This is a genomic window from Nonomuraea antimicrobica, assembly GCF_039536965.1.
Classification (GTDB): Bacteria; Actinomycetota; Actinomycetes; order Streptosporangiales; family Streptosporangiaceae; genus Nonomuraea; species Nonomuraea antimicrobica.
In genome coordinates, this window is the sequence record NZ_BAAAZP010000058.1 from 1 (window position 1) to 19,752 (window position 19,752).

The window sequence follows — 19,752 nt, forward strand, 5'->3', positions numbered from 1 at the left end:
CTCGGCGTAGACGTAGGTGCGGGTGGCGGACTCGGCGGGCGTCGGCAGTTGAAGGGTGGCTATGCCCAGGACGGCCAGCGCCAGATCCTGGCCGAACTCCGCGGCCAGCAGCACCTTGGCGTTCACGACCTCGGCCACGCTGAACTCCACCCCCAAGGCCAACCAGTACGAGCCCTGCCGCGGGGCGATCCACTGCCGCGCCCGGCCCCCCGGCACGGCCGCTAGCCTCCCCTCCAGCACGTCCAGCACGTGCGTGGGCTTGGCGTCCTCCGAGTCCGGCCCCTGCTTGTTCAGGACCAGCAGCGGATAGCCGGTCACCTCCGTCGGGGAGGGCAGGGTCAGCTCCCTGTTGAAGCCGAACCCGGCCATCAGCCCGGTGACCAGGATCGGCGGCAGCTCCAGCAGCGGCCCCTCAAGCTGGGCGAACACGAACAACGAGGGCTCGCCGCTCTTCAACTGCGCGTAGGAGCCGACGGCACCCAGCGAGAAGTTCGGCAGGGCGATCGTCGCCGCGCCGTCGTACTGGAACGCCACATCCGGGCCGAGCTGGTCCTCGGGCAGGTGCAACAGCGCACCGGCGATCACCACCGGAGGCGCGCTGTAGCCGATGCCGAAACCGTCCAGGTTGAACGTCGGCTCGAACCTGTCCAACGGCGATCCCACCGCGAGCCCGTCCAGCGACATGGACAACGGCCCCAACGCGACCGAGACGTCCAGCGCGAAGAACAGCACGTTGTGCCGGTACGACACGCCCACCCGGTTGATCTGGACCACACCGAGCTTCTTCTGCACCGTGATCCACTGGACGGTGGAGGCCGGCACGCGGGACTTGCCGTCCGGCGGGGTGGAAGTGCCGCTGCCGGGGACGGCGGAAGTGCTGGGCTGCCCGCTCCCTAGGGAGGTAGGGGCGCTCGCCGACGGCACACCGAGAGCGATCGGTGTGCTCTCGCTCCCGACCTTCAGCTCAGCCAGGGCCGCGACGCCCGACTTCAGCCCGGCCGCCGGCAGCGGCACCACCTCAGGCAACAGCCCGTTGACCACGCTGACCGCCTGCGGGGCGAAGTCGCCGGAGCTGTAGAGGATCTGCAGGTTCCGCACGCCCAAGGTCCCCACCGTCGACAAGAACCCGCCCACCAGGGGAAGCTGGGAAAGATCGATGTCCGCCGACAGATCGACACCCAAGCAGAACCTTGCCGGGCCGTTCGCAGGCTTGACCCGGACGAACTTGGCGTCCTTCAAGCTGAGCCGCAGGCTGTCGGGAACGTCCGCCGCCAGGTCGGCGGACAAGTGCGCGACCAGGTCCTGCAGCACGATCTCGATGCCCTCCTGGCCGCCGCTGAACGTGGCGGCGAACACGTCGGTGCCGGACCTGTCTTTGTCGAAGACGACCTCGAAGTCGAATCCGGCGATATCCAGCGTTCCGGCATACCGCGTGTCGTTGCCGTCCCGGGTGATGCTCACGCTGATCGACGCTTTGACGCCGTCCGCAATCTCCAGGTCTCCATGGCAGGCGAAGTCGAACTGGTCGGTGCCAGTCGTATGGGAAAGCCAGAGACTGGTCAGTTCCAGGCTCTTTACGGCCTCGGGTACGGCGGTCAGGCCCAGGCCGTCGGTCAACGCCCTCACCGTGATGGCATCACTCGCCAGAATTCCGCCCGCGAAGGTCCAGCCGCCCTCGTCACCGGCGGCCATCGCCGCGCTGATCTCGATGGCGATCGACGACCCGACCTTCACCGTGCCGGCGAACCGGGCCACGAACTTCTCAACGGTGCTGTAGCAGACCTCCACAGACAGGTCTTCAAGCTTGAAGGGCCCGAGGAGCCAGTCGCCCGTGAGCGTCATCGCGACCTGGTAGACGCCACCTAAGCCGGCGGTGAAGTCGAGTTCACGGACGCTGAGCCCGGTCGGCACATGGGGGACCGGGATGCCGCACGAGCCCAGCAGCGCCAGGACATCGATGGTGTCCTTCGGCGTGTCCTTGTGCAGACTCCCGGTGATGTACTTTTCCCGTAACCACAACTCGATGTCCAGGGTGAGGTCTTTGACCTTGAGCTCGGCGGCGACCGCGTCAGACGTCACCGTGTAGGTGACAGGTTCGGCCGCTGGCGTCCTGTCCAGGTAGTAGTCGAAACCGGTGATCCGCCCGAGCGCGACGTCCAGCTCCGTCAGCCCGCTCGCCACCTCCTGCCACAGGTCGTCTCTGGCCAACTGCCCGGCAAGCGCTCCCACCTCGAACGCACCGTGCTGCTGCGACCGCACAGCTGCGGTCAGCCCGCCGGCCTCGTCGGCGGTCATCGTGGCCACCACCGCGATCCCGTTGAACGTACCGCTGAGCGTGACGGTGACGGCGCCGTCCCCGGTCGCGACCACCGTCATCGCGCTGACGGTGGTGGTGCCTGCTTTCACGTCGGCAGGCCACGTCTGCGCGGCGCAGGTGAGGGCCAGCGTCAAACTGGTCTTGCCGTCGTTGATCTCCGAACGGCCGGAGCCCGCCGTACTCTCGAACTTCCGCCCCGAAAAGGTGGCGAGCATGTCCCGTAACCGGCCTGGCAGCGCGGTGTCCTCCGAGTCAAGAACCAGTGGGTCGCCAAGCCCGACCAGATGGTCCTTGAGTGCGTTCAGCCCTCCCCGGCCCGAACCTTCGGATTGTGGGTTACTCACATCGGCTCCCCGTCAAGCACGCCACCTCGGCCCTGTTCTTCCCCGTGGGATGGATGGTGGCGTAAGTGATTCCATCTGATAGCACTGATATCGGCGAGGGAACTGCGAATGCCTGCAGCATGTTGGCACGGTTCAAAGAAATATTCTTTCCGGGCAGTGTGGCCTCCTGTCCGTATCTCTGGGATGAAGTCAGCAGCAGTCGCCTTTCACCAAGTCCGTGAGTGACTCTGCCATTCTCGCCGCAGCAACACAACGCCTGGCCAGGTGACGGTTTTCCAGTTAAACTGATACTTTCCATTATGGCAACCGTCGGCTGAGCTGGACGTATGAGACGATGCGTGCGCGGCCGGATCCGCAGGGTCACGGAAACATGTGAAGTTCGTGCGATTGTGGAATGGCTCTTGACTACGCGGGAATTTCGGTGACCGATTACGCGGCGTCGCCTGTCCAGGCGCCGCCGTACCCCGCGGCGGGGCCCCGGGTCCGGGCATCGGCTTCACTGGCAGTGGGGAGGGGTGTCACCACCGTCGTCAGCCTTGGGCGGTGGGTCGGACAATGATCTCGTTGACATCGACGGTGGAAGGTTGGCCGACGGCATAGGCGACGGCGGCTTCGGGATCCGGCTGTTGCCGGCACCAGGACGCGCCGCATCGGGGGTGGTTAAGATATGCCGTGGTCGGGGGCGGGGTGCAATTGCAGCAATATTGTCAATTAGAGGGCATTCACCCGGGCAAGGTCTGGATCAACGGCCACGAGTGGGCCAAACGGCAAGCCGCCCGGGCCGGGTTCGGCTTCACGGAACCGTCCAACGGATTCGCCCCTTGCACCGACCCGGCCGCCCTGCGAGAGATCTGCGACCGGCTCTCCTCCGGCTCGATCAACGTGTTCGTCCAGCGCTGGCTGCACCGCCTGCCGCTGCCGTTCGGTGACAAAGACCATGATGCGGGCTACTGGTGGGAGACTTCGATGCGGCAGATCGAGATCTCCCGCACCCTGGTCCCCGACGCTCTCCGCCACGCCTGCGGCTTCTTCGAAGCGCTGATCGCCGACAACCTCGACATCGGTCGTCCGCACAACGTCGAGATCATCTTCGACTGCCGGGTACGCCGCGACACTGCGGGGACCTTCCGCACCGCGATCGGCCGCCGGGACAACGGCGGTGTCATCGTCAGCGTCTTCTACAAGCACTCTCAGATCAAGCAATACCTCAAAGATGGCCGGGCAATGCGCATCGAAACGGTGTCAACTTTCCTCGAGACCTGGGCTGTCAGGCCCGCCTGCTCAACCTTGAAGAGCTTCAGGCCAAGGCCCGCGCCGCCAACCGGCGCATACTAATGAGAAGTCGAACGTGCCGGCCAGGGGTGCGTCCTGGCGAGTCCAGCCTGCGAGCGGATCGCCCGCCCCACCGTGGGTACGGCGGGATGGAGGACCCCAGGTGTCATGCTTCGGCGATCCTCGGGTCATGGCCCTGGTCGGATCCCTGTGCCAGACGCTGCTCGCCGCGACCGGCTTCACCAACAAGAACCTTCGCGTCTTGATAACCGGCTTGCTCGGCACCACCACCATCTACAGCACAGGCCAGATGGCCTACGACCTCCGGAGACTGCGGCTCAACGGCCTGATCCGCCGACTCCCACGGTCCAACCGCTACGTCCTGACCGACGACGGTGTGCGCATCGCCGTCTTCAACACCAAGGTCAACAACCGGTTACTCGTCCCGCTTGCCGCGGCTGATCAGCCCAAGCGCCACCCGAAACTCCGAGCGGCGCTCAAGACCATCACCCGGCACGTCGATGACTACGCCGCGCAAGCTCGACTTTTCCGGGCGTTGTGAAACTTGACACGAACCTACAGAACCTAGCGACCAAAGATCGCTAACCGACAAGTGGGGATGTAAAGTGCATCCAGTGGCATCTGTCGTCCGATAAGTAGAACGGGACAACCGGCGACCTTTGGAGCCCCACCATGACCGCAGACCCTGACGCCCCGGCGCAGCCATTGGAAGGTCAACAACAATTTCCTAAGGACGACTTCATAAAGGCGATGAAGAAGCGTATCGCACTTAAGAAGGCCGCCGTGTTCCAGGCGCGACAGGGGGAACTGGGGCAGAATGACGAGAGCGACGACATGGGGGTGCCGCCTGCCGCGCCGAGCAGGAGTCCGACGCTACTCGACACGTCGACCCCCAAACGCGAACAGCGACGCCAGGCAAGCCTCGGCTGGCTGCTCACCCACTACAACCTCAAGCGGGTGTGCGTCGCGGTCCTGTACGAGCCCGGGAGCGGCGGGACGCAGGGAAAGATGATCCTGGCCGCGAACAACGGCCCCGAAGGGATGAAGGAGCAGGCCGAAAAGATCCTGAAGGCCCAAAACGAGGCCGAAGTCGACCAGGTCACGAGGGAATTACTGGAAACCTATAGTGAGGCCCTCAAGGACCGTAAGGCCCGCGGGAGGAAAAAGCCCTTTGACAAGTGGCCGAAGGACGAACAGACAAAGTTCAAGGCGGCGATAACACGCCGAGTGAAGAAAGTCAACGCTTACCTGCGCTCTCTCGCCCCCGCCCCTCAGTTCACGGTGACCGACCATGCCAGGGTCCCGGATCAGCACTGTGAGATGCGACTGGTCGACGACCTTCTCCAGCGTTCGTCGCCGACATCGACGAACGGAGTCTCCCTCGGTATCAGCAAACTGTGCTGCGCCAAGTGCTACCTGGCCCTTGAAGCGCTCGTCGCCGTCAAGAACATAAAGATCGACGTGCAAGGCGCGCACATGGGGGTGTTCCCGAAGTGGCCACTGCCTCGCTTCCTTGACGATCCGCTCGTCATGGAAAAATTCCTCGGCCCTGACGCATATGCGAGATATGAACGCAATCCGGAGATCGCACGCGAGACGATCCAGAACCTCGAGGACTTCCAGGGAGGGGGCTCCAAGGGAAAGATCGACTACGAAAGCAGCGGGGAAGAGACGTAGGGCGGGGTTGCGCCTGCTGAAAACTCCGTCCACGCAGGTCAAGCGGCACATTAATACCTGCCGAGGAGGGCTTCGCTGAGCCGGTCTCGTCAGCGCATGGTCAGGTCGACGAATCGCTCTGGAACGGCGATCACGTTCACCCGGCGCAACCACGAACTGTGCCTGACGTACGTTAATCCGCGTCCGTCCGACTGGATCTACGGCATCCTGCACCCGCGTGCGCGATCTGCGGAACAAGCCCGGTCGGCGCGGCCCGGAGCGGATACGGAAGCTCAACGGGCGGCGGCAGAGGAGGTGCATGCGCAAGCACCTGTGCCAGATGCGTGGCGAACCGGCCAAGGATCCGAAGACAGTGCGCCCGCCGATAATTACATCCGCCCAGGTCATGGGCATATGGACCATCGCGCGGCGTGCGCGAGCTCCGACCACCAGGTGAAGAAGGACGTGCGGCATGATGACCGACTGTGCTCCTTCGTCTGGCCTGCCTGACCATCACGAACGCCTTCGCCGCGTTGCGGTTGCTGCCCATGAGCGATCGGGACAAGGATGTCGAGATTCCCGTCCTGCGTCACCAGATCGCCGTTCTGCACCGGCAACTCGGAGACGACGCCAGGGTCAGATTCGCGCCCGAGGACCGGGCCCTTCACGCCGCTCTCCTGACCCCGCTGCCCCGCGAGGTCCTACGCCGGCTGCAGCTCCTCGTCCGGCCGGACACCGTCCTGCGCCGGCACCGCGACCTGATGAAACGACGTCACGCCCGTACCTGCCGGCCTCCTCGACCGCTGCCTCCTGTGGAACGAACACCACCTGCGGCACGCCCTTCGCGAGTACGAACGGTTCTACAACCAGCACCGAGCCCGCCAAGCCCTGGGCCAAGCGGCTCCGCTACGTACCGTCCCCGATCCGATCACGGATCCCGAGCGAATCATCGACCTGAATGTACGCCGACGAGACCGGCTCGGCGGCGTCCTCCACGAATACTCGCACGCCGCTTGACCTGCACGGATGGAATTATCGGCAAGCACAGAGTTCGGGGGGTGCGGCGAGCCTCGGCAGTCGCATGGGTTCAGCATGGCCCGCTACGCGCCCGCTGGGGATGGAAAAGCGGTTGCGAACAGGTCGAGCTGGTCGTCCTGGCCGACGCGCCGGAGCATGACAGATGGCGACGTGCCGGAGGGGGATCCTCAGAAGGGTAAGGGCCGCCGCGGATCTGCCAGCTTGCACCGACATTGTCCGCGTACATGTCCATCGTGGGGCGTTTCCTACGAGGCGCCCAAGATGGCATGGCAGCGTGTCCCAGCGGCTGCCATGCCATCTTCGGGTTGAGGAATCTTCGAGGTCAGGAACGGCCAGTCAGGGGGCCGATCTCAAGGCGCTGGCCGCTTTCCCAGTCGAGAACGGCTCGCCCCGCGAGAGGGTTCCGCAGGGACAGCCGGACATCAAACGGGTAGCCGATATCTCTCCTGATGGTTGCCCTCCAGGCGATGAGGGGTGCGCACGTGTTGACCGTCTGGATGCCGATCCTTACATGCGATTTGGTTTCGTGGACCTCCGTGTCCGTGACTTGCTCGCAGGGGCTGCCGTCGGGTTTGGGTTCTCCGAACATGAGGCGCGCGGTCAGCACTCGTCCTTCCTCTGAAGGAGTGACATAAATGACCCGCTGCCACGAGGGCCGGCGAACATGAGACGCGACGAACACGACCGCACTCACGAGCAATAGCGCCAACAATAAGCCTGTGATGAGCTTTCTGGAGGCAGAGGTGGACACGCTTGGTTCCTTTGCTACTTGCGCTTGGCGATCCGGTCGCCGAAGGCTTTGTTCACGTCCCAGATGTCAGTGAAGAACTCTACACAGTCGGTTTGCTTCTGAGTGTTATCCGGGTTGTGCACGCCACCGTGGTGGATGCCCTTCGCCATCACGTACCCGTCGGACCGGATGGTGAAGACCGGCGCGCCTGAGTCGCCCGAGAAAGTGCATCTATTGGCTCGGGTCCCGCGATGGACCCAACGCGTGATGGCCCCGTCGTCGGTCTCTAGCTTCCACCCCAAGTCGCTTACCTTCCAGTTGCACGTCTGGCCAGTAGTTGCGCCGCCAACGCAGTAGGCGTCCCCTACTATGGCACGGCGAGTCCATCGTCCGCCCACGGGGCGCTTCGCCTCTGAGTTGGCGTCACCTACGAAGATGGATGCCGTACGGTCTCTGGGCAAAATTTGCAAGCGCGCCGTATCGCCATAGTAGGTGGGCTGGCCGGGCAGCTTCTGGCTTCCTTTGCCATCGGCCCAGGTGCTGTCCAGGTTGGGGGCGGTTCCGGTAAGAATTCCTATGGAAGAGATGCCATTGCCGTTGCGTGGCATGCAGTGCCCGGCAGTAATCATGTAGTTCTCGGTGGAATTTCCCCAGGCAAATCCAGTGGTGCAGCCGAGGCCATTGCTGGTGAAACGACTCCCGCCGTTGACGTGGCCGGTGTCCGATTGACGGCTGTCTACAGCCAGGGCATCCGGCTTCGGGCGAGGGGCATTGTGACGCAGCCAGATCGAGACCGCCTGGGTCCCGTATCGCTGTGCGAGGGCCAGTCGCAGTTCCGGGGTAACTGCGGAAGCCTGGATGATGACCTGATTGCGCTCGGGCCACACCCGGGTGCCCATGAGGGCGTCTGCGCCAGGCAATTGCTCAGCGCTGAGAGTCAGCACCTCTTCGGAGATGGCTTCGAGCCTGTTCACACTGTAGGGCTTGTCTGGGCTCTGAGGCAGGAAACTGTAGTTTTCGGTTGTATCGGCCGGCCCTTCCCAGTCCTCGTCGGTGTCGTCGCCGGTATATTCTCCCGGGGCGGTCCAGTCGGTTAAGCCGTTGCTCAGAAAAGCCGTTCCCGCCAGCGTCTGTGATCCGATGGTCCGGCCTTCGGCCGTGGCGGCGGGGACGAGGACCTGCCCGCTGACCATGTCGAGATAGGGCGGAGCGAGGTCGTCGGGGTGGGCCTCGACGCGGTCCTGCGCCGAGCTGAGTGCGTGCGCCTGCGCTTCGGCTGTGGGCAGGGAGTCCATGCCCCAGGTCTCCGGTGCTGTGAAGACTTCCACTCCATCGGATCCGGCTGGACTGACAACGGTGGGGGTGCGGCCGGCTGCGAACGTGGCCGTGATCTTCGGCGGCGTGTTGAAGTCCGAGTCCTCGGAGGAGGGGAAGACTCGGTAGTTGGCGCTCGCTCTCTCGCTTGGCGACATGAGGACCACGCCGTAGTTTCCCGCGTCGTCGGCCCAGCGCCTGGCCAGAGAGGTGATGTTCCACGTCATTGGAGCAGGCGAACAGGTGCCGCCGACGCTGCTGGTATTGGTTACGGCGTCTTCGGTGGTGTTCGTGGGCTGGTTGTTCCACGTGACAGTGGACGGGCTCCAGGCGCTTGTTACACGGCGCACCTGAATTCCGGCACCGACGGCCGTTCCGCAGCTAGGTCCGTCGATGTTGAGAAGCGACAGGGTGACGTCACTGATCTGCTGGCCAGCCAGCGGGGACATGTCGAACTTCAAGTAGGCGCGGGATGTACTGCCGTCCGTCTCGGTGCCCGCCTTCAGGTGGGCGCCTTCACTGTTGGGGTCGTCGGGAAGGACGTTCCACACATCCGCGTCAGCGGTGGGCGTGATACTGAACACCGATTGCAAGGTCACCGGATATGTCGTTGCCGGGTCGGTCAGATAAGCCTGATCGGGTGTGAGAACGAGTTCCTGCTCCCCGTTGTCAGCGCGCACGGTCGTTTCTACCGTGCCAGCCTTGACATCTCGGGTCGTGCTTGCCTCGCTGGGCTTGAGGAAGGGTCTTGGGCTGACCGCTACGTTGCGATTTTCGGGGTCGACTATCCGGAGACGGCCGTCCGGGGTATCGCGGACCGAGAGGTTCTTGCCCGTAACCGGAATCTTGAGTTCGAGGGCCCTGGTCGGGCGGATTTTGAGGACGACGTCATAGCGGAAGCCAGTGGCTAGCGCGGTGATGACGAGGTCGGCACCGGGGCCGGCAGCGTCGGTATAGGTGGCTCGACTGCCCTTGAGTTGCGGCCTGGGTAGCTTGGCGGGCCAGGCCAGGCCAGGGTAAGGGCTTGGTCGGGCGTTGGCGTGAAGGTAGTGGTCGCGGACGCGTCGTCGCCCGGTAAGGACAAGTCACCCTTGATGACTCTGGGTTCGATGACACCGTCGCGCTCGACGAGCGTAGTGTCAATCCAGGACCACGCACCGCTCTTCTTGACACGGACCGGCTTCGGCCAGATCTCCGTGGTGACGCGTCCGTCTGGATAGCGCCAAAAGCGTGTCGTTTCGGTCGCCGCTCCGAGTAATTCGACAGGTCCTTGTATGCCGCTCTCGGCAGCGAGTTGGTTACTTGGGGTCGCCGAAGCCGGAGATGTCAGAGGAATCGCGAGGAGGGACGCTCCTAAGAGCGCACCGAAAGTGCCACGTAACAGCCGGTTCGGGCTCGAATGTGCATTGGGCGAGATGGGCATGCAACTCCAACCACTCGTGATCATGAAATCGTCTGACTGTAACAGTCAAGATCGCTCGCGGTCAATATGTCACTTTCGTCGCCTTTGAGTGTTTGATGGATTCATCGAACCGTTCTTACGCATGTGGTTGGCTGGCGTAGATGTGCCGTTCCGTCCCCGCGCAGTCGGGAATCTCGAAGATCAGCACCGATCCGCCTTCGCTTCGCCGCAGGCCAGCAACATGTCGCGCATTATGCGGGCGATCTCGATTGCGGTGGAGCCCAGCCCATACGACGGGATGACCTTCACGGCAGGACCTGCACTTCTTCCACGGTGATGAGTGGGTATAAATCCGATGCGGCGTAGGCGGTCACCCACTCCTTGGCCCGGTCGGTCGCCCGTAACCCCCGAAGGATTTACGGGCGAGACCACTTAGTCGACTGCGTCAGCCATGCCGCGTTGCAGGGGCTGGTTTAGGACGAGCGCTTCGGTTACACGACCTGAGTAGCAACTCAACGGCAAGATCAGGGGCGAAGGATCACCTCAAGGCTGGCTGAGCGCCTTTCCCTTAGGGGCGGCAGGACCGATCGTTCTGCTCCTCTGCACAGTGAGAGTTGCGCTGACTACGATGTGATTCTGGGCTTGATCCGGTTTGACGGACATCCGAGATCAAGGGCTTGTCCCCGGAAGGATGTCCATGATGGAGAGCATGGGGAAGAAGAAGCCGCGTCCTCGCCGCTCGTTCACGCCGGAGTTCAAAGCCGAGATCGTCGAGCTGTGCCGGCGCGGTGACCGCTCGGTCGGGCAGGTGGCCAAGGACTTCGACCTGACCGAGACCGCGGTGCGGCAATGGGTCCGCCAGGCGGAGGTCGACACCGGCCAGCGGGACGGGCTCACCAGCAGCGAGCGGCAGGAGCTGAAGGCATTGCGGCGGGAGAACCAGCGTCTTCGCCAGGACGTCGACGTACTCAAGCGAGCGACGGCTTTCTTCGTGAGGGAGACCCGGTGAGCGTGCACCCGTTCATCGAGGCGGAGAAACAGGGCGGCCACAGCGTCAAACGGGCGTGTGAACTGCTGGGAGTCTCCCGTGCCGCCTTCTGCGCCCGCCGCAGCGGGATCCCTGGGCCGCGTGCAGTGCGCGACGCCGAGCTGGCCGGGCGCGTCGCCGAGGTGCACGCGCGCTCACGAGGCAGCTACGGCGCACCCCGGGTGCACGCGCAACTGCGCCAGGATGGCGAGCAGTGCGGCAGGCGGCGGGTGGCCCGGCTGATGCGCGAGCCCGGCCTGACCGGACAGTATCGGCGGCGCCGGCAGCGGACCACCATCCCCGACCCGGGCGCCGGCACCCGGCCGGACCTGATCGGCCGCGACTTCACACCCGATGCGGCCGGACTCGATGCCCGCTGGTGCGGTGACATCACCTACATCGCCACCGAGGAGGGCTGGTTGTATCTGGCCACCGTCATCGACATCGCCTCGCGCCGGGTGGTTGGCTGGGCGACGGCCGATCACCTGCGCACCGACTTGGTCGCCGATGCGCTACGCCAGGCCTGGGCACGCCGCCGCCCCACCCGGTCGGTGATCTTTCACTCGGACAAGGGCTGCCAGTACACCAGCGCCGACTACACCGCCCTGGCCGAACGGCTCGGGATGCGACTGTCGGTCGGTCGAACCGGTCAGTGCTGGGACAACGCGCTGGCCGAGTCGTTCTTCGCCACGCTCAAGGGCGAACTCCTCGGCGATCGCCCCTGGCCCACCCCGGCTGCCGCTCGCAGCGCGATCTTCGAGTTCATCGAGGGCTGGTACAACCTCCGTCGACTGCACAGCAGCCTGGGCTACCGTAGCCCTGCCGACTTCGAGGCCGCTCACGCGGCCTGACACCACAGCGATGGTGTCCGTCAAAGCGGAACAAGCTCAGTGTGACTTGCTCATCGACACCGGCCGGCACGGTTATCCCGGACCTGCGTGCCCGCGCCCAGGCCAAGATCGCCGAGGTGGAAGCGCGGATCTCCGACCTGACCACCATCCGCACCGCGCTCACCCACGTGGTCACCGCTGGGTGCGACAGCCTGACCCACTGCACCTGCCCCGATTACCCGCTCCCCTTCGCCGACCTGGCCGCGGACCGCGCCTCCGAGGGGAACTGACCACGTGAGCATCCACCACGACCACAACGCACCCGGCAGTGCTTCTACACGCGACGCTTGGTGCCGAGTTCAGCGACTTTTGGTACCAAGCGACTTTCGGTGCCATCCGTTGCTCTCTGCGTTGCTTGATCACGAATGAAATCCGGGTACCGCTCCGAGTCTCCCTCGCTGGACAGCCTATAACTCTGAGTGACGACGGTCGTGTTGTGTGATTTGCAGACGTACTCGCCTGTGGCGGCCCGCAGAACCCCAACCGCTCGGGATGGGCTCGTCCAGTCGGAACGCGTCCAGCGGCCTCCAGCAGATCAGCCATGTGCCCAGCCCTGTGGGGTAACGCGGGGAACAAACGCAACCGTCACCAGCCTCACCAGGTCAGGAAATCTCGTTCTTGCACACGGTTCCGGTGGCGGGCAGCTTCCCCGTCACGAGGTAGGCGTCGATGTGCCGCGTCGCGCAGGCGGATCTACGGTAGGCGGTGTGGCCGTCACTGTCGTTGGTCAGCAGGCCAGAGCCTTGGATGCGCGCGGAGAGGCTGCGCGCCCAGCGGAGCGGGGTGGCGGGGTCGTGGGTGTTGCCGACCACCAGAACGGGCGGCAGACCTTTGATCGAGCTCTCGTGCGGGGCGCGGGCCGGGGGGATGGGCCAGCCCACGCAGCCTACGGTCATGTCCCAGAACTCCGATGTACCGCGCATATGGGGGGCTGCTTTGAGGACCTGCCGCATCCGGTTACGCACGTCATGGTAGCCACGGAGCTGGGGATCGACGTCCGAGCAGAGGATCGAGCGGTAGGCGGCCGTGCTCACCGGGTCTTCAAGCGCCTGGGCCCGCATACTCGCGAAGAGTTTCGCGTCTGCCTGCTCGGCCTGCGTGATCGCGGTCGCCAGTCCGCCGGCGAATTGCGGGGTGTTGGTGAGGAATGCATAGGCGGAGTAGCGCAGTTCCTCAGCGGTCAGTGGCCGGCCACCTCGCACGCCGATCGGCTCGCGCTCGGCTGCGGCGACCAGACTGTCCCACACCTTGCCGACATCGCGGCCGTGCAGGGCGCACGCCGTGGTGCCCTCACACCAGGCGGTGAACCGGTCGAAGGAGTCCTCCACCGCCTGGGCCGCGTCGGTGACCAGCCGGGACGTGGGGAGACCCTGGTCGACCGCACCGTCCAGCGCCATCGTGCGCACCCGGTCGGGGAAGAGACGGGCGTACCGCGCGCCGAGCATGCTGCCGTACGACTTGCCGAAGAAACTCACCTTCGCCACGCCGAGCGCGGCCCGTACCGCGTCGAAGTCGCGTGCGACGCTCGCCGTGTCGAGGTGCCCGAGCAAGGGGCCGGTGCCTTGCCGGCAACTACGGCCGACGATCGTATTCGACGCGACGAGGCGCTCATATGCCGTCTGGCTTTTCGGAAACTCGCTGATCTCGGGATCGTGGACGGGCAACCCGCACCGCACTGTGGGCGTGCTCTCGCCCACACCACGTGGATCGATGCCCACGATGTCGAAGCGGCGACGCAACTCCTCGGAGAAGGTGTCGGAAGCGTAGTCGCGCACGAGCAGCGCGCCGGGCACGCCGGGACCGCCCGGGTTATAGAAAAGAGTGCCCACCCGAGCAGTGGGATCGGTGGCCTTCCTGCGTACGACGGTCAGCTCGATCTTCGCATCGGACGGCGCACTCCAATCGAGCGGCACCTTGATCACACCGCACTCGGCGCCCGGCCGGTCGGCACAGTCGTGCCACGACAGGCCGCCTGGAGCGGGGGCGGAAGCGGAGGCGCTCGCCGAGGCGGACGCACCACCACCCAGGCCGATCACTGAGGCGGACGCCACGGCAAGAAACATCGGGAGTCGGTTCACGGAGCAGCATTCTTCACGCCCGCTCGCGTTTGATCATCGACCGAAAGACCGATCCCGATCGGTCAAACGGCTACATGGTCAGGCCTCGACCTCCGCTTCGGCTCACCCCCGGCTGACGAGCTCGCACCGCCGGCTCTGCGCCTGCCGATAATTACATCCGCCCAGGTCATGACTCTGCGAGGGCTTCGCGTGGCGTGCGCGAGCTCCTGTCACCTGGGAGACGGAAGCGTGTGGGGCAGGATGATCCGCTGTGCTTCTTCGCCTGGCCTATCTGACCGTCACGAACGCGTTTGCCGCGCTGTGGTTGCTGCCCATGGGCGGTCGGGACAAGGGCGTGGAGATTCTCGTCCTGCGTCACCAGATCGCCGTGCTTGAACGCCGACTCGGTGCTGACGCCAGTGTGCGATTCGCGCCCGAAGGGCCGGGCCTTCCGTGCCGCTCTCCTGGCCTGGCTGCCGCGCGAGGTTCTGCGCCGGCTGCGGCTCCTCATCCGCCCGGATACCGTCCTGCGCTGGCACCGGGATCTGACGAGATGTGGTCATGCCCGTGCCTGCCGGCGGAAGCGGCCTGGCCGCCCGCCCATGGTCCGCTCCATCCGCGCTCTCGTCCTGCGCCTTGGTTCGGGAGAACCCTGGCTGGGGCTATCGGCGGGTGCATGGTGAGCTCGCCACACTCGGCATCACGGCCGCGCCGTCCACGGTGTGGGGGATCCTCAAGCGGGCAGGTCTTGATCCGGCGCCCGAGCGGGCGTCCACCATCTGGGCCGACTTCCTGCGCTCGCAAGCCGACGCCATGCTGGCCGCCGATTTCATCGAGACCGTCACTCTCAGCGGGCAACGCCAGTACATCCTGGCGGTCATCGAGCACGCCACCAGGCGCGTCCGTGTGCTCGGCACCACCGCTCACCCGAGCGCGACCTGGGTCGTCCAGGCGATCAAGAACCTGGTGATGGATCTGGACGATGCGGGCCGCCGGGCGCGCCTTTCTGCTCCGAGACAGGGATGGGAAGTTCCCCGCCCTCATGGACGAGGTCCTCACCGAAGCCGGCATCAAGACGGTGCTCACCGGTATCCGGATGCCGCGGATGAACTCGATCATGGAGCGGTGGGTGCAGTCATGCCGCCACGAGCTTCTCGACCGCTGCCTCGTATGGAACGAACGCCACTTCCGGCACACCCTGAGCGAGTACGAACGCTTCTACAACCAGCACCGAGCCCACCAGGCCCTGAACCAAGCAGCCCCGCTGCGCACCGTCCCCGATCCGATCACGGACCCCAGGTGCATCATCGACCTGAACATACGCCGACGAGACCGGCTCGGCGGCGTCCTCCACCCGTACTCACATGCCGCTTGACCTGCATGGACGGAATTGTCGGCAGGCGCACTGCCATGTGCCCACAATCTCCGTTCGTCATATAGTGTAGAAGGTACAGTGTAAGGCGTACAGCGATCTCGATGCGGAGGCGTGTCATCGACAAGGGGCAAGAGATACCAACAATCGTCGCGCGAATGTGGGGTCAGGAGCCCAAGACGTCTCACGGGCCGCGGCCGAGCCTGACCCTGGACCGGATAACCGAGGCCGCCATCGGGATCGCGGATGCCGAAGGGTTGGCGGGGGTGCGGATGAGTAGTGTGGCGGCGCGTCTCGGCGTGTCGCCTATGGCGCTGTACGGCTATGTCGGCAGCAAGGAAGAACTGCTCACGGCGATGGTGGACGCGGCCACGCCCCCGCCGCCCGAGCCCGGCGGGCAGCACTGGCGGGACTATCTGGCCGCCTGGAGCCGGGCCTACCGTGACTTCCTGCTCGGCAGCCCCTGGCTGCTGGAAGTGTCACCGCTGGCTCCGCCGACCGGGCCGCGCGCGCTGGACTGGCTGGACCGGTTGCTGGTCGCGCTGTCCGGCGTCGGGCTGAAGCCCGGCGAGGGCGTCAACATCGCCACCGCCCTGTCCGCGTACGCCGTCAGCTCCGCCGCCCTCGCCCACAGCCTGCGGGGCGGAGCGGACGAGACGGACATGGCGGCGCCCGGCGACTACGGCGCGATACTCGCCCGCCTGGTCGACCCGGCGCGCTTTCCGGGCCTGTCAGCGGCCCTCGGCGCCGGCGCCTTCGGCGGCGGGCAGGAGTGGGTCGAGGACGCCGACTTCACCTTCGGTCTCGGCCTGCTCCTCGACGGCATTGAGGCACTCATCACCCTGAGAGCGAAGGAAGAACAATGATCGAAGTAGTACGCGCCGCCGACCTGGGCGAGAAATACCGCCGAGCCATAGCCGAGGTCTTCGTCGACGGGTTCGGCCCCGACTTCTCCTTCTTCTCCAAAGACCCCGTGCAACTCACCGAAGCCCTGGAGCACGCTCTGGTGCTCGACCTGTTCTACGTCGCCCTCGCCGAGGGGCGGCCCGCCGGGATCGTCGCCTGCACCAACGGCAGGCAACCGTCGCTCCGGCACGACGGACGCCAGTTCCGCCGGCATCTCGGCCTTTACAAGGGAACCGTCGCCGACATCGTCTTCAGTCGCAGGTTCGGCCCGACGCTCCCGTACGCCAAGGACAGGAGGGCCTCACTTGAGTTCGTCGCCACCAGCGCGATGCACAGAGGCCGAGGCGTGGGCACGGCCTTGCTGTCCCACCTGCTCGCCCTGCCCCAGTACGACGAATACGTGCTGGAGGAGATCTCCGACATCAACGCTCCGGCCCTGCACTTGTACGAGAAGCTCGGCTTCCGCGAGTACAAGCGGAAGAAGGTGCGCCACACCAGGTGGTCAGGGATCAACTACTACATCTCCATGCGGCTCGTTCAAAGCTGATGTTTGAGCGCGCCATGCGTGTAGCGTGCGCGGATCCGTGCCGCGACAGGAACGATCAGGAGACGGCTCTGTGTACATTCAGCAACACGGAGGGTTGACAGATGAACGGCCGGCGCATGGAGGCACGGCCCGAGCCGCTGCGGAGGGACCCGCTGGAGTTGCGAGACCTGGCAGAGCGTCTCGTCGAGATCACGATGACCCTCCTTGCGCCTGAACAAACGCAAGGTCAGAGCCCTGCCAGTGCCGCTCCCTCTACTGCGGGTCGCCCTCCTGCGGAGCCTGCCAGCGCCGGGACAGTTGGGCGATGGCGCGGGTGCTGCGCAGCCGGGGTGGACCGGAGTAGATCAGGGGCATGGAGAGCATCCGAACGAGAAGTTCATATGCGGATCGGCCGACCGTGACTTTCCGGTCGAAGGCGCCCCATGCGCCGTTATGGATTGGTCAGCACGGCAATCACTCGTTTGCCTCGTGCGTGTCCGGTCCCGGTCAGCTTGTGGGCCTGGCCGATGTCTTCGAGTGGATAGGTCTCCTCGACGATCGGCCTCGCGGCCCCGGCGTGACGATTGAGCGTATGGCGTATCCCATGCCGCTGCTGGCGGTGGTCATCATCCGGGCGCCCCGGCGTAGCAGGCGCCGGTGGCGTGCGCCTGCCGAAAACTACGTCCATGCAGGTCAAGTCGCATGTGAGTACTCGTGGAGTACGCCGCCGAGCCGGTCTCGTCGGCGTACATTCAGGTCGATGATTCGCCCGGGGTCCGTGATCGGATCCGGTACGGGACGCAGCGGCGCCGCTTGGGCCAGGGCTTGATGGGCTCGGTGCTGGTTGTGGAACCGTTCATACTCGCGCAGGGCGTGCCGCAGGTGGCGTTCATTCCACACGAGGCAGCGGTCCAGGAGTTCGTGGCGGCACGACTGCACCCACCGCTCCATGATGGAGTTCATGCGCGGCATCCGGATGCCGGTGAGTACGGTCTGGATACCTGCGTCGGCGAGCACCTCATCCATGAAGGCGGGGAACTTCCCATCCCTGTCACGGACCAGAAAGCGCGCCCGGCAGCCCGCATCGTCCAGATCCATCACCAGATTCCTGATCGCTTGGATAACCCAGCGCGCTCGGGTGCGCGGTGTGACCGGCTCTCCCGATCTCGGACTACTACGGCGGTTCCGCCCCATCCCAGCCCGATCGGCCGACGGTGAACCCGGCTTTGGCCACCGTGCTGGCGGCGGGGGCGAAAGCAGAACCGGGACGGTTCCCACGTTCACTTGCTGATCCCTTGACGACGGAGGAGCCCGACTATGCCCCCCGCGGCCTCCACGGTTACCCCGCAGCACTTCACGGTGGCCTCCTCAGCAGACGCACAAAGACCCGCCGGGAAGTTCCCCACCCGAAAGAAGAGATGGAGACGTACCGCACCCGGCCCAGATCAGTCAGGTTCGAGCCGGTGTCAACCAGGCGTAACACGCCGATTCCTTGCGTACTCCCGTTCGTCTCGTTCGCCGGACCCGCCCCATCTGACGGTGCTGAAACGTCCCGGCTTTGTCAGGGCCGCTTGCCACCCTCCCCAGCACCTCCCGGATCAGGCTGCCCTCAACTTCGACCAGCTTGCTGCGACAAGACAGCGGCGAAGGTCTCTCACCTCCGCAAGATCCACAAGCGCCTCGTGGCGCACCCATGCACATCGACACCGTGTTCCTCAACCGCCTGTGCGTCTTGTTCGTCATGGAGATCGAGACACGCCGTGTGCACCTGATTGGCGTCACCTCCAATCCAACGGGCGCGTGGACCACCCAGCAAGCCCGGAACCTGCTGATGGACCTGGGTGAACACGCCGATGCCTTCAGGTTTCTCATCCGGGACCGTGACGGCAAGTTCTCCCGCTCGTTCGATGAGGTGTTCACCGCCGCTCGTATGAGGGTCATCAAGACGCCCGTCCGGTCGCCACGGGCAAACGCGTTCGCGGAACAGTTCGTGGGAACACCACGCCGTGAGTGCCTCGATCACCTGCTCATCCATGGTGAGCGGTACCACAGAGCAGCCTGATCACCCGGCAAACGCCCAGCTCAACAACAGTGTCCACGTTTTGGCACCGCACAGGCGTTCAGCCCTGACGGGCGGACGTTGGCCACCAGCAGCCAGGACACCACCGTCTGGCTGTGGGACGTCACCCGCCCCGGCCGCCCGTCGGTGTCGTCGGTCCTGTACGGCCACGGCACCTACGTGGACTCGGTGGCTTTCAGCGGCGACGGTCGTTTGCTCGCGATCGGCGGCGGAGCCGACCACCCGGCCCGGCTGTGGGGCGTCGATCCCGTACTCGCGAATCGGGCCGTCTGTCGCCAGGGCGTACCCGGCCCTCATGGCCGGGCAGTGGGCGAGCTACTTCTTCCCGAGGGGGACGTGGCGGGAATCCTGGTGATGGCCCGGGCATGGGACGAGCGGCGCGCCCTTCGCCGGCCGCCGGCTTTGCACCTGCGGTTTTGTGGGCCTCAAGGATCTTTCAAGGTTTCCGTCGGGCCACGTTGACATATTGGTGCCACAACCGCCGAGACCCTTCAACGTAACCTTTCGAGTTGATCACTGGGGATGTCGCCCGGGACGCTTGCGGGTGCTGACCGAAAGCTCGTCGTCCTCATCCGTTTATGTCTTCTGCTCCACGTGGCCGTCTGCCCGGATTCCGTGGTGCGCAAGATGGGGGGAGCAAATCCATGAGCATCATGAACCAGGCGGGTGGTCGGGAAGGGAAGGATCTCGCGGCTGATGCTCTTCCCGTTCACCTCTTGCCAGTGCTCCAGCAGCTGCTGTGTCAACGGCCGAGTGCGTGTCGCCGCTGGTGGCCAAGTAGAGGTCCCCAGGTGTTCGTA

The 19,752-nt window shown here is 65.1% G+C and carries 18 protein-coding genes and 1 pseudogene; 12 read left to right on the forward strand and 7 right to left on the reverse strand.

Features of this window, described 5'->3' with window-relative positions; genetic code table 11:
* Positions 1-2,532 (reverse strand): DUF6603 domain-containing protein (locus tag ABD844_RS15710; protein WP_344877490.1); only part of this gene is annotated, 2,532 nt, incomplete at its 3' end.
* A gap of 816 nt (positions 2,533-3,348) precedes the next feature.
* Between ABD844_RS15710 and ABD844_RS15715 the strand changes: the two genes are divergently transcribed.
* From ABD844_RS15715 to ABD844_RS15725, 3 genes are all read left to right on the forward strand, one after another.
* On the forward strand, positions 3,349-3,996 hold the full coding sequence (locus ABD844_RS15715) for a hypothetical protein (protein WP_344877492.1): 648 nt from the start codon (positions 3,349-3,351) through the stop codon (positions 3,994-3,996).
* Positions 3,997-4,123: 127 nt separating this feature from the next.
* Complete coding sequence (locus ABD844_RS15720; RefSeq protein ID WP_344877494.1) at positions 4,124-4,495, forward strand: hypothetical protein; 372 nt, start codon at positions 4,124-4,126, stop codon at positions 4,493-4,495.
* A 131-nt stretch (positions 4,496-4,626) separates the two neighbouring features.
* Positions 4,627-5,631 (forward strand): nucleic acid/nucleotide deaminase domain-containing protein, encoded by a 1,005-nt coding sequence (locus ABD844_RS15725; protein WP_344877495.1) that lies wholly within the window; start codon positions 4,627-4,629, stop codon positions 5,629-5,631.
* Positions 5,632-6,014: 383 nt separating this feature from the next.
* Here the strand turns inward: ABD844_RS15725 and ABD844_RS15730 are convergent, their stop codons facing one another.
* From ABD844_RS15730 to ABD844_RS15740, 3 genes are all read right to left on the reverse strand, one after another.
* Positions 6,015-6,278: a hypothetical protein gene (locus tag ABD844_RS15730; protein ID WP_344877497.1), complete on the reverse strand. Its 264-nt coding sequence runs from the start codon at positions 6,276-6,278 to the stop codon at positions 6,015-6,017.
* Positions 6,279-6,970: 692 nt separating this feature from the next.
* Positions 6,971-7,399: a hypothetical protein gene (locus ABD844_RS15735; RefSeq protein WP_344877499.1), complete on the reverse strand. Its 429-nt coding sequence runs from the start codon at positions 7,397-7,399 to the stop codon at positions 6,971-6,973.
* A 14-nt stretch (positions 7,400-7,413) separates the two neighbouring features.
* Complete coding sequence (locus tag ABD844_RS15740; RefSeq protein WP_344877501.1) at positions 7,414-9,372, reverse strand: DNRLRE domain-containing protein; 1,959 nt, start codon at positions 9,370-9,372, stop codon at positions 7,414-7,416.
* A gap of 1,419 nt (positions 9,373-10,791) precedes the next feature.
* Here ABD844_RS15740 and ABD844_RS15745 point away from each other — a divergent pair.
* The 3 genes from ABD844_RS15745 to ABD844_RS15755 are packed head-to-tail and all read left to right on the forward strand — an operon-like array spanning position 10,792 to position 12,241.
* Positions 10,792-11,103 (forward strand): transposase, encoded by a 312-nt coding sequence (locus ABD844_RS15745; RefSeq protein ID WP_344877503.1) that lies wholly within the window; start codon positions 10,792-10,794, stop codon positions 11,101-11,103.
* A 2-nt stretch (positions 11,104-11,105) separates the two neighbouring features.
* Positions 11,106-11,972, forward strand: coding sequence for an IS3 family transposase (locus ABD844_RS15750; RefSeq protein ID WP_344877505.1), 867 nt, complete (start codon positions 11,106-11,108; stop codon positions 11,970-11,972).
* A gap of 41 nt (positions 11,973-12,013) precedes the next feature.
* Complete coding sequence (locus ABD844_RS15755) at positions 12,014-12,241, forward strand: MerR family transcriptional regulator (RefSeq protein WP_344877506.1); 228 nt, start codon at positions 12,014-12,016, stop codon at positions 12,239-12,241.
* A gap of 372 nt (positions 12,242-12,613) precedes the next feature.
* Here the strand turns inward: ABD844_RS15755 and ABD844_RS15760 are convergent, their stop codons facing one another.
* Positions 12,614-14,089 (reverse strand): alpha/beta hydrolase, encoded by a 1,476-nt coding sequence (locus ABD844_RS15760; RefSeq protein ID WP_344877508.1) that lies wholly within the window; start codon positions 14,087-14,089, stop codon positions 12,614-12,616.
* Positions 14,090-15,110: 1,021 nt separating this feature from the next.
* Between ABD844_RS15760 and ABD844_RS15765 the strand changes: the two genes are divergently transcribed.
* The 3 genes from ABD844_RS15765 (at position 15,111) to ABD844_RS15775 (ending at position 16,893) form a co-directional block, all read left to right on the forward strand.
* Complete coding sequence (locus ABD844_RS15765) at positions 15,111-15,443, forward strand: integrase core domain-containing protein (protein ID WP_344877510.1); 333 nt, start codon at positions 15,111-15,113, stop codon at positions 15,441-15,443.
* Between the two features lie 155 nt (positions 15,444-15,598).
* Positions 15,599-16,306, forward strand: a complete 708-nt coding sequence (locus tag ABD844_RS15770; protein WP_344877512.1) for a TetR/AcrR family transcriptional regulator — start codon at positions 15,599-15,601, stop codon at positions 16,304-16,306.
* Positions 16,303-16,893: a GNAT family N-acetyltransferase gene (locus ABD844_RS15775; protein ID WP_344877514.1), complete on the forward strand. Its 591-nt coding sequence runs from the start codon at positions 16,303-16,305 to the stop codon at positions 16,891-16,893. Before ABD844_RS15770 ends, ABD844_RS15775 begins: the two co-directional genes overlap by 4 nt.
* 430 nt (positions 16,894-17,323) lie before the next feature.
* On the opposite strand, the gene ABD844_RS53135 is transcribed toward ABD844_RS15775, so the two are convergent.
* The gene (locus tag ABD844_RS53135) at positions 17,324-17,560 is read right to left on the reverse strand and encodes a zinc-binding dehydrogenase (protein WP_425568576.1); all 237 of its coding nucleotides are present in this window, start codon (positions 17,558-17,560) and stop codon (positions 17,324-17,326) included.
* A gap of 5 nt (positions 17,561-17,565) precedes the next feature.
* On the reverse strand, positions 17,566-17,970 hold the full coding sequence (locus tag ABD844_RS15780; RefSeq protein WP_344877517.1) for an integrase core domain-containing protein: 405 nt from the start codon (positions 17,968-17,970) through the stop codon (positions 17,566-17,568).
* Positions 17,971-18,565: 595 nt separating this feature from the next.
* Here ABD844_RS15780 and ABD844_RS15785 point away from each other — a divergent pair.
* The 3 genes and pseudogenes from ABD844_RS15785 to ABD844_RS53145 all read left to right on the forward strand — a co-directional run bounded on the left by ABD844_RS15785 (position 18,566) and on the right by ABD844_RS53145 (position 19,414).
* Positions 18,566-18,934, forward strand: coding sequence for a hypothetical protein (locus ABD844_RS15785; protein ID WP_344877516.1), 369 nt, complete (start codon positions 18,566-18,568; stop codon positions 18,932-18,934).
* A gap of 57 nt (positions 18,935-18,991) precedes the next feature.
* A pseudogene (locus tag ABD844_RS53140) lies at positions 18,992-19,045 on the forward strand (hypothetical protein); the annotation flags it as partial.
* The gene (locus tag ABD844_RS53145) at positions 19,046-19,414 is read left to right on the forward strand and encodes a hypothetical protein (protein WP_425568578.1); all 369 of its coding nucleotides are present in this window, start codon (positions 19,046-19,048) and stop codon (positions 19,412-19,414) included.
* Positions 19,415-19,752 lie beyond the last annotated feature (338 nt).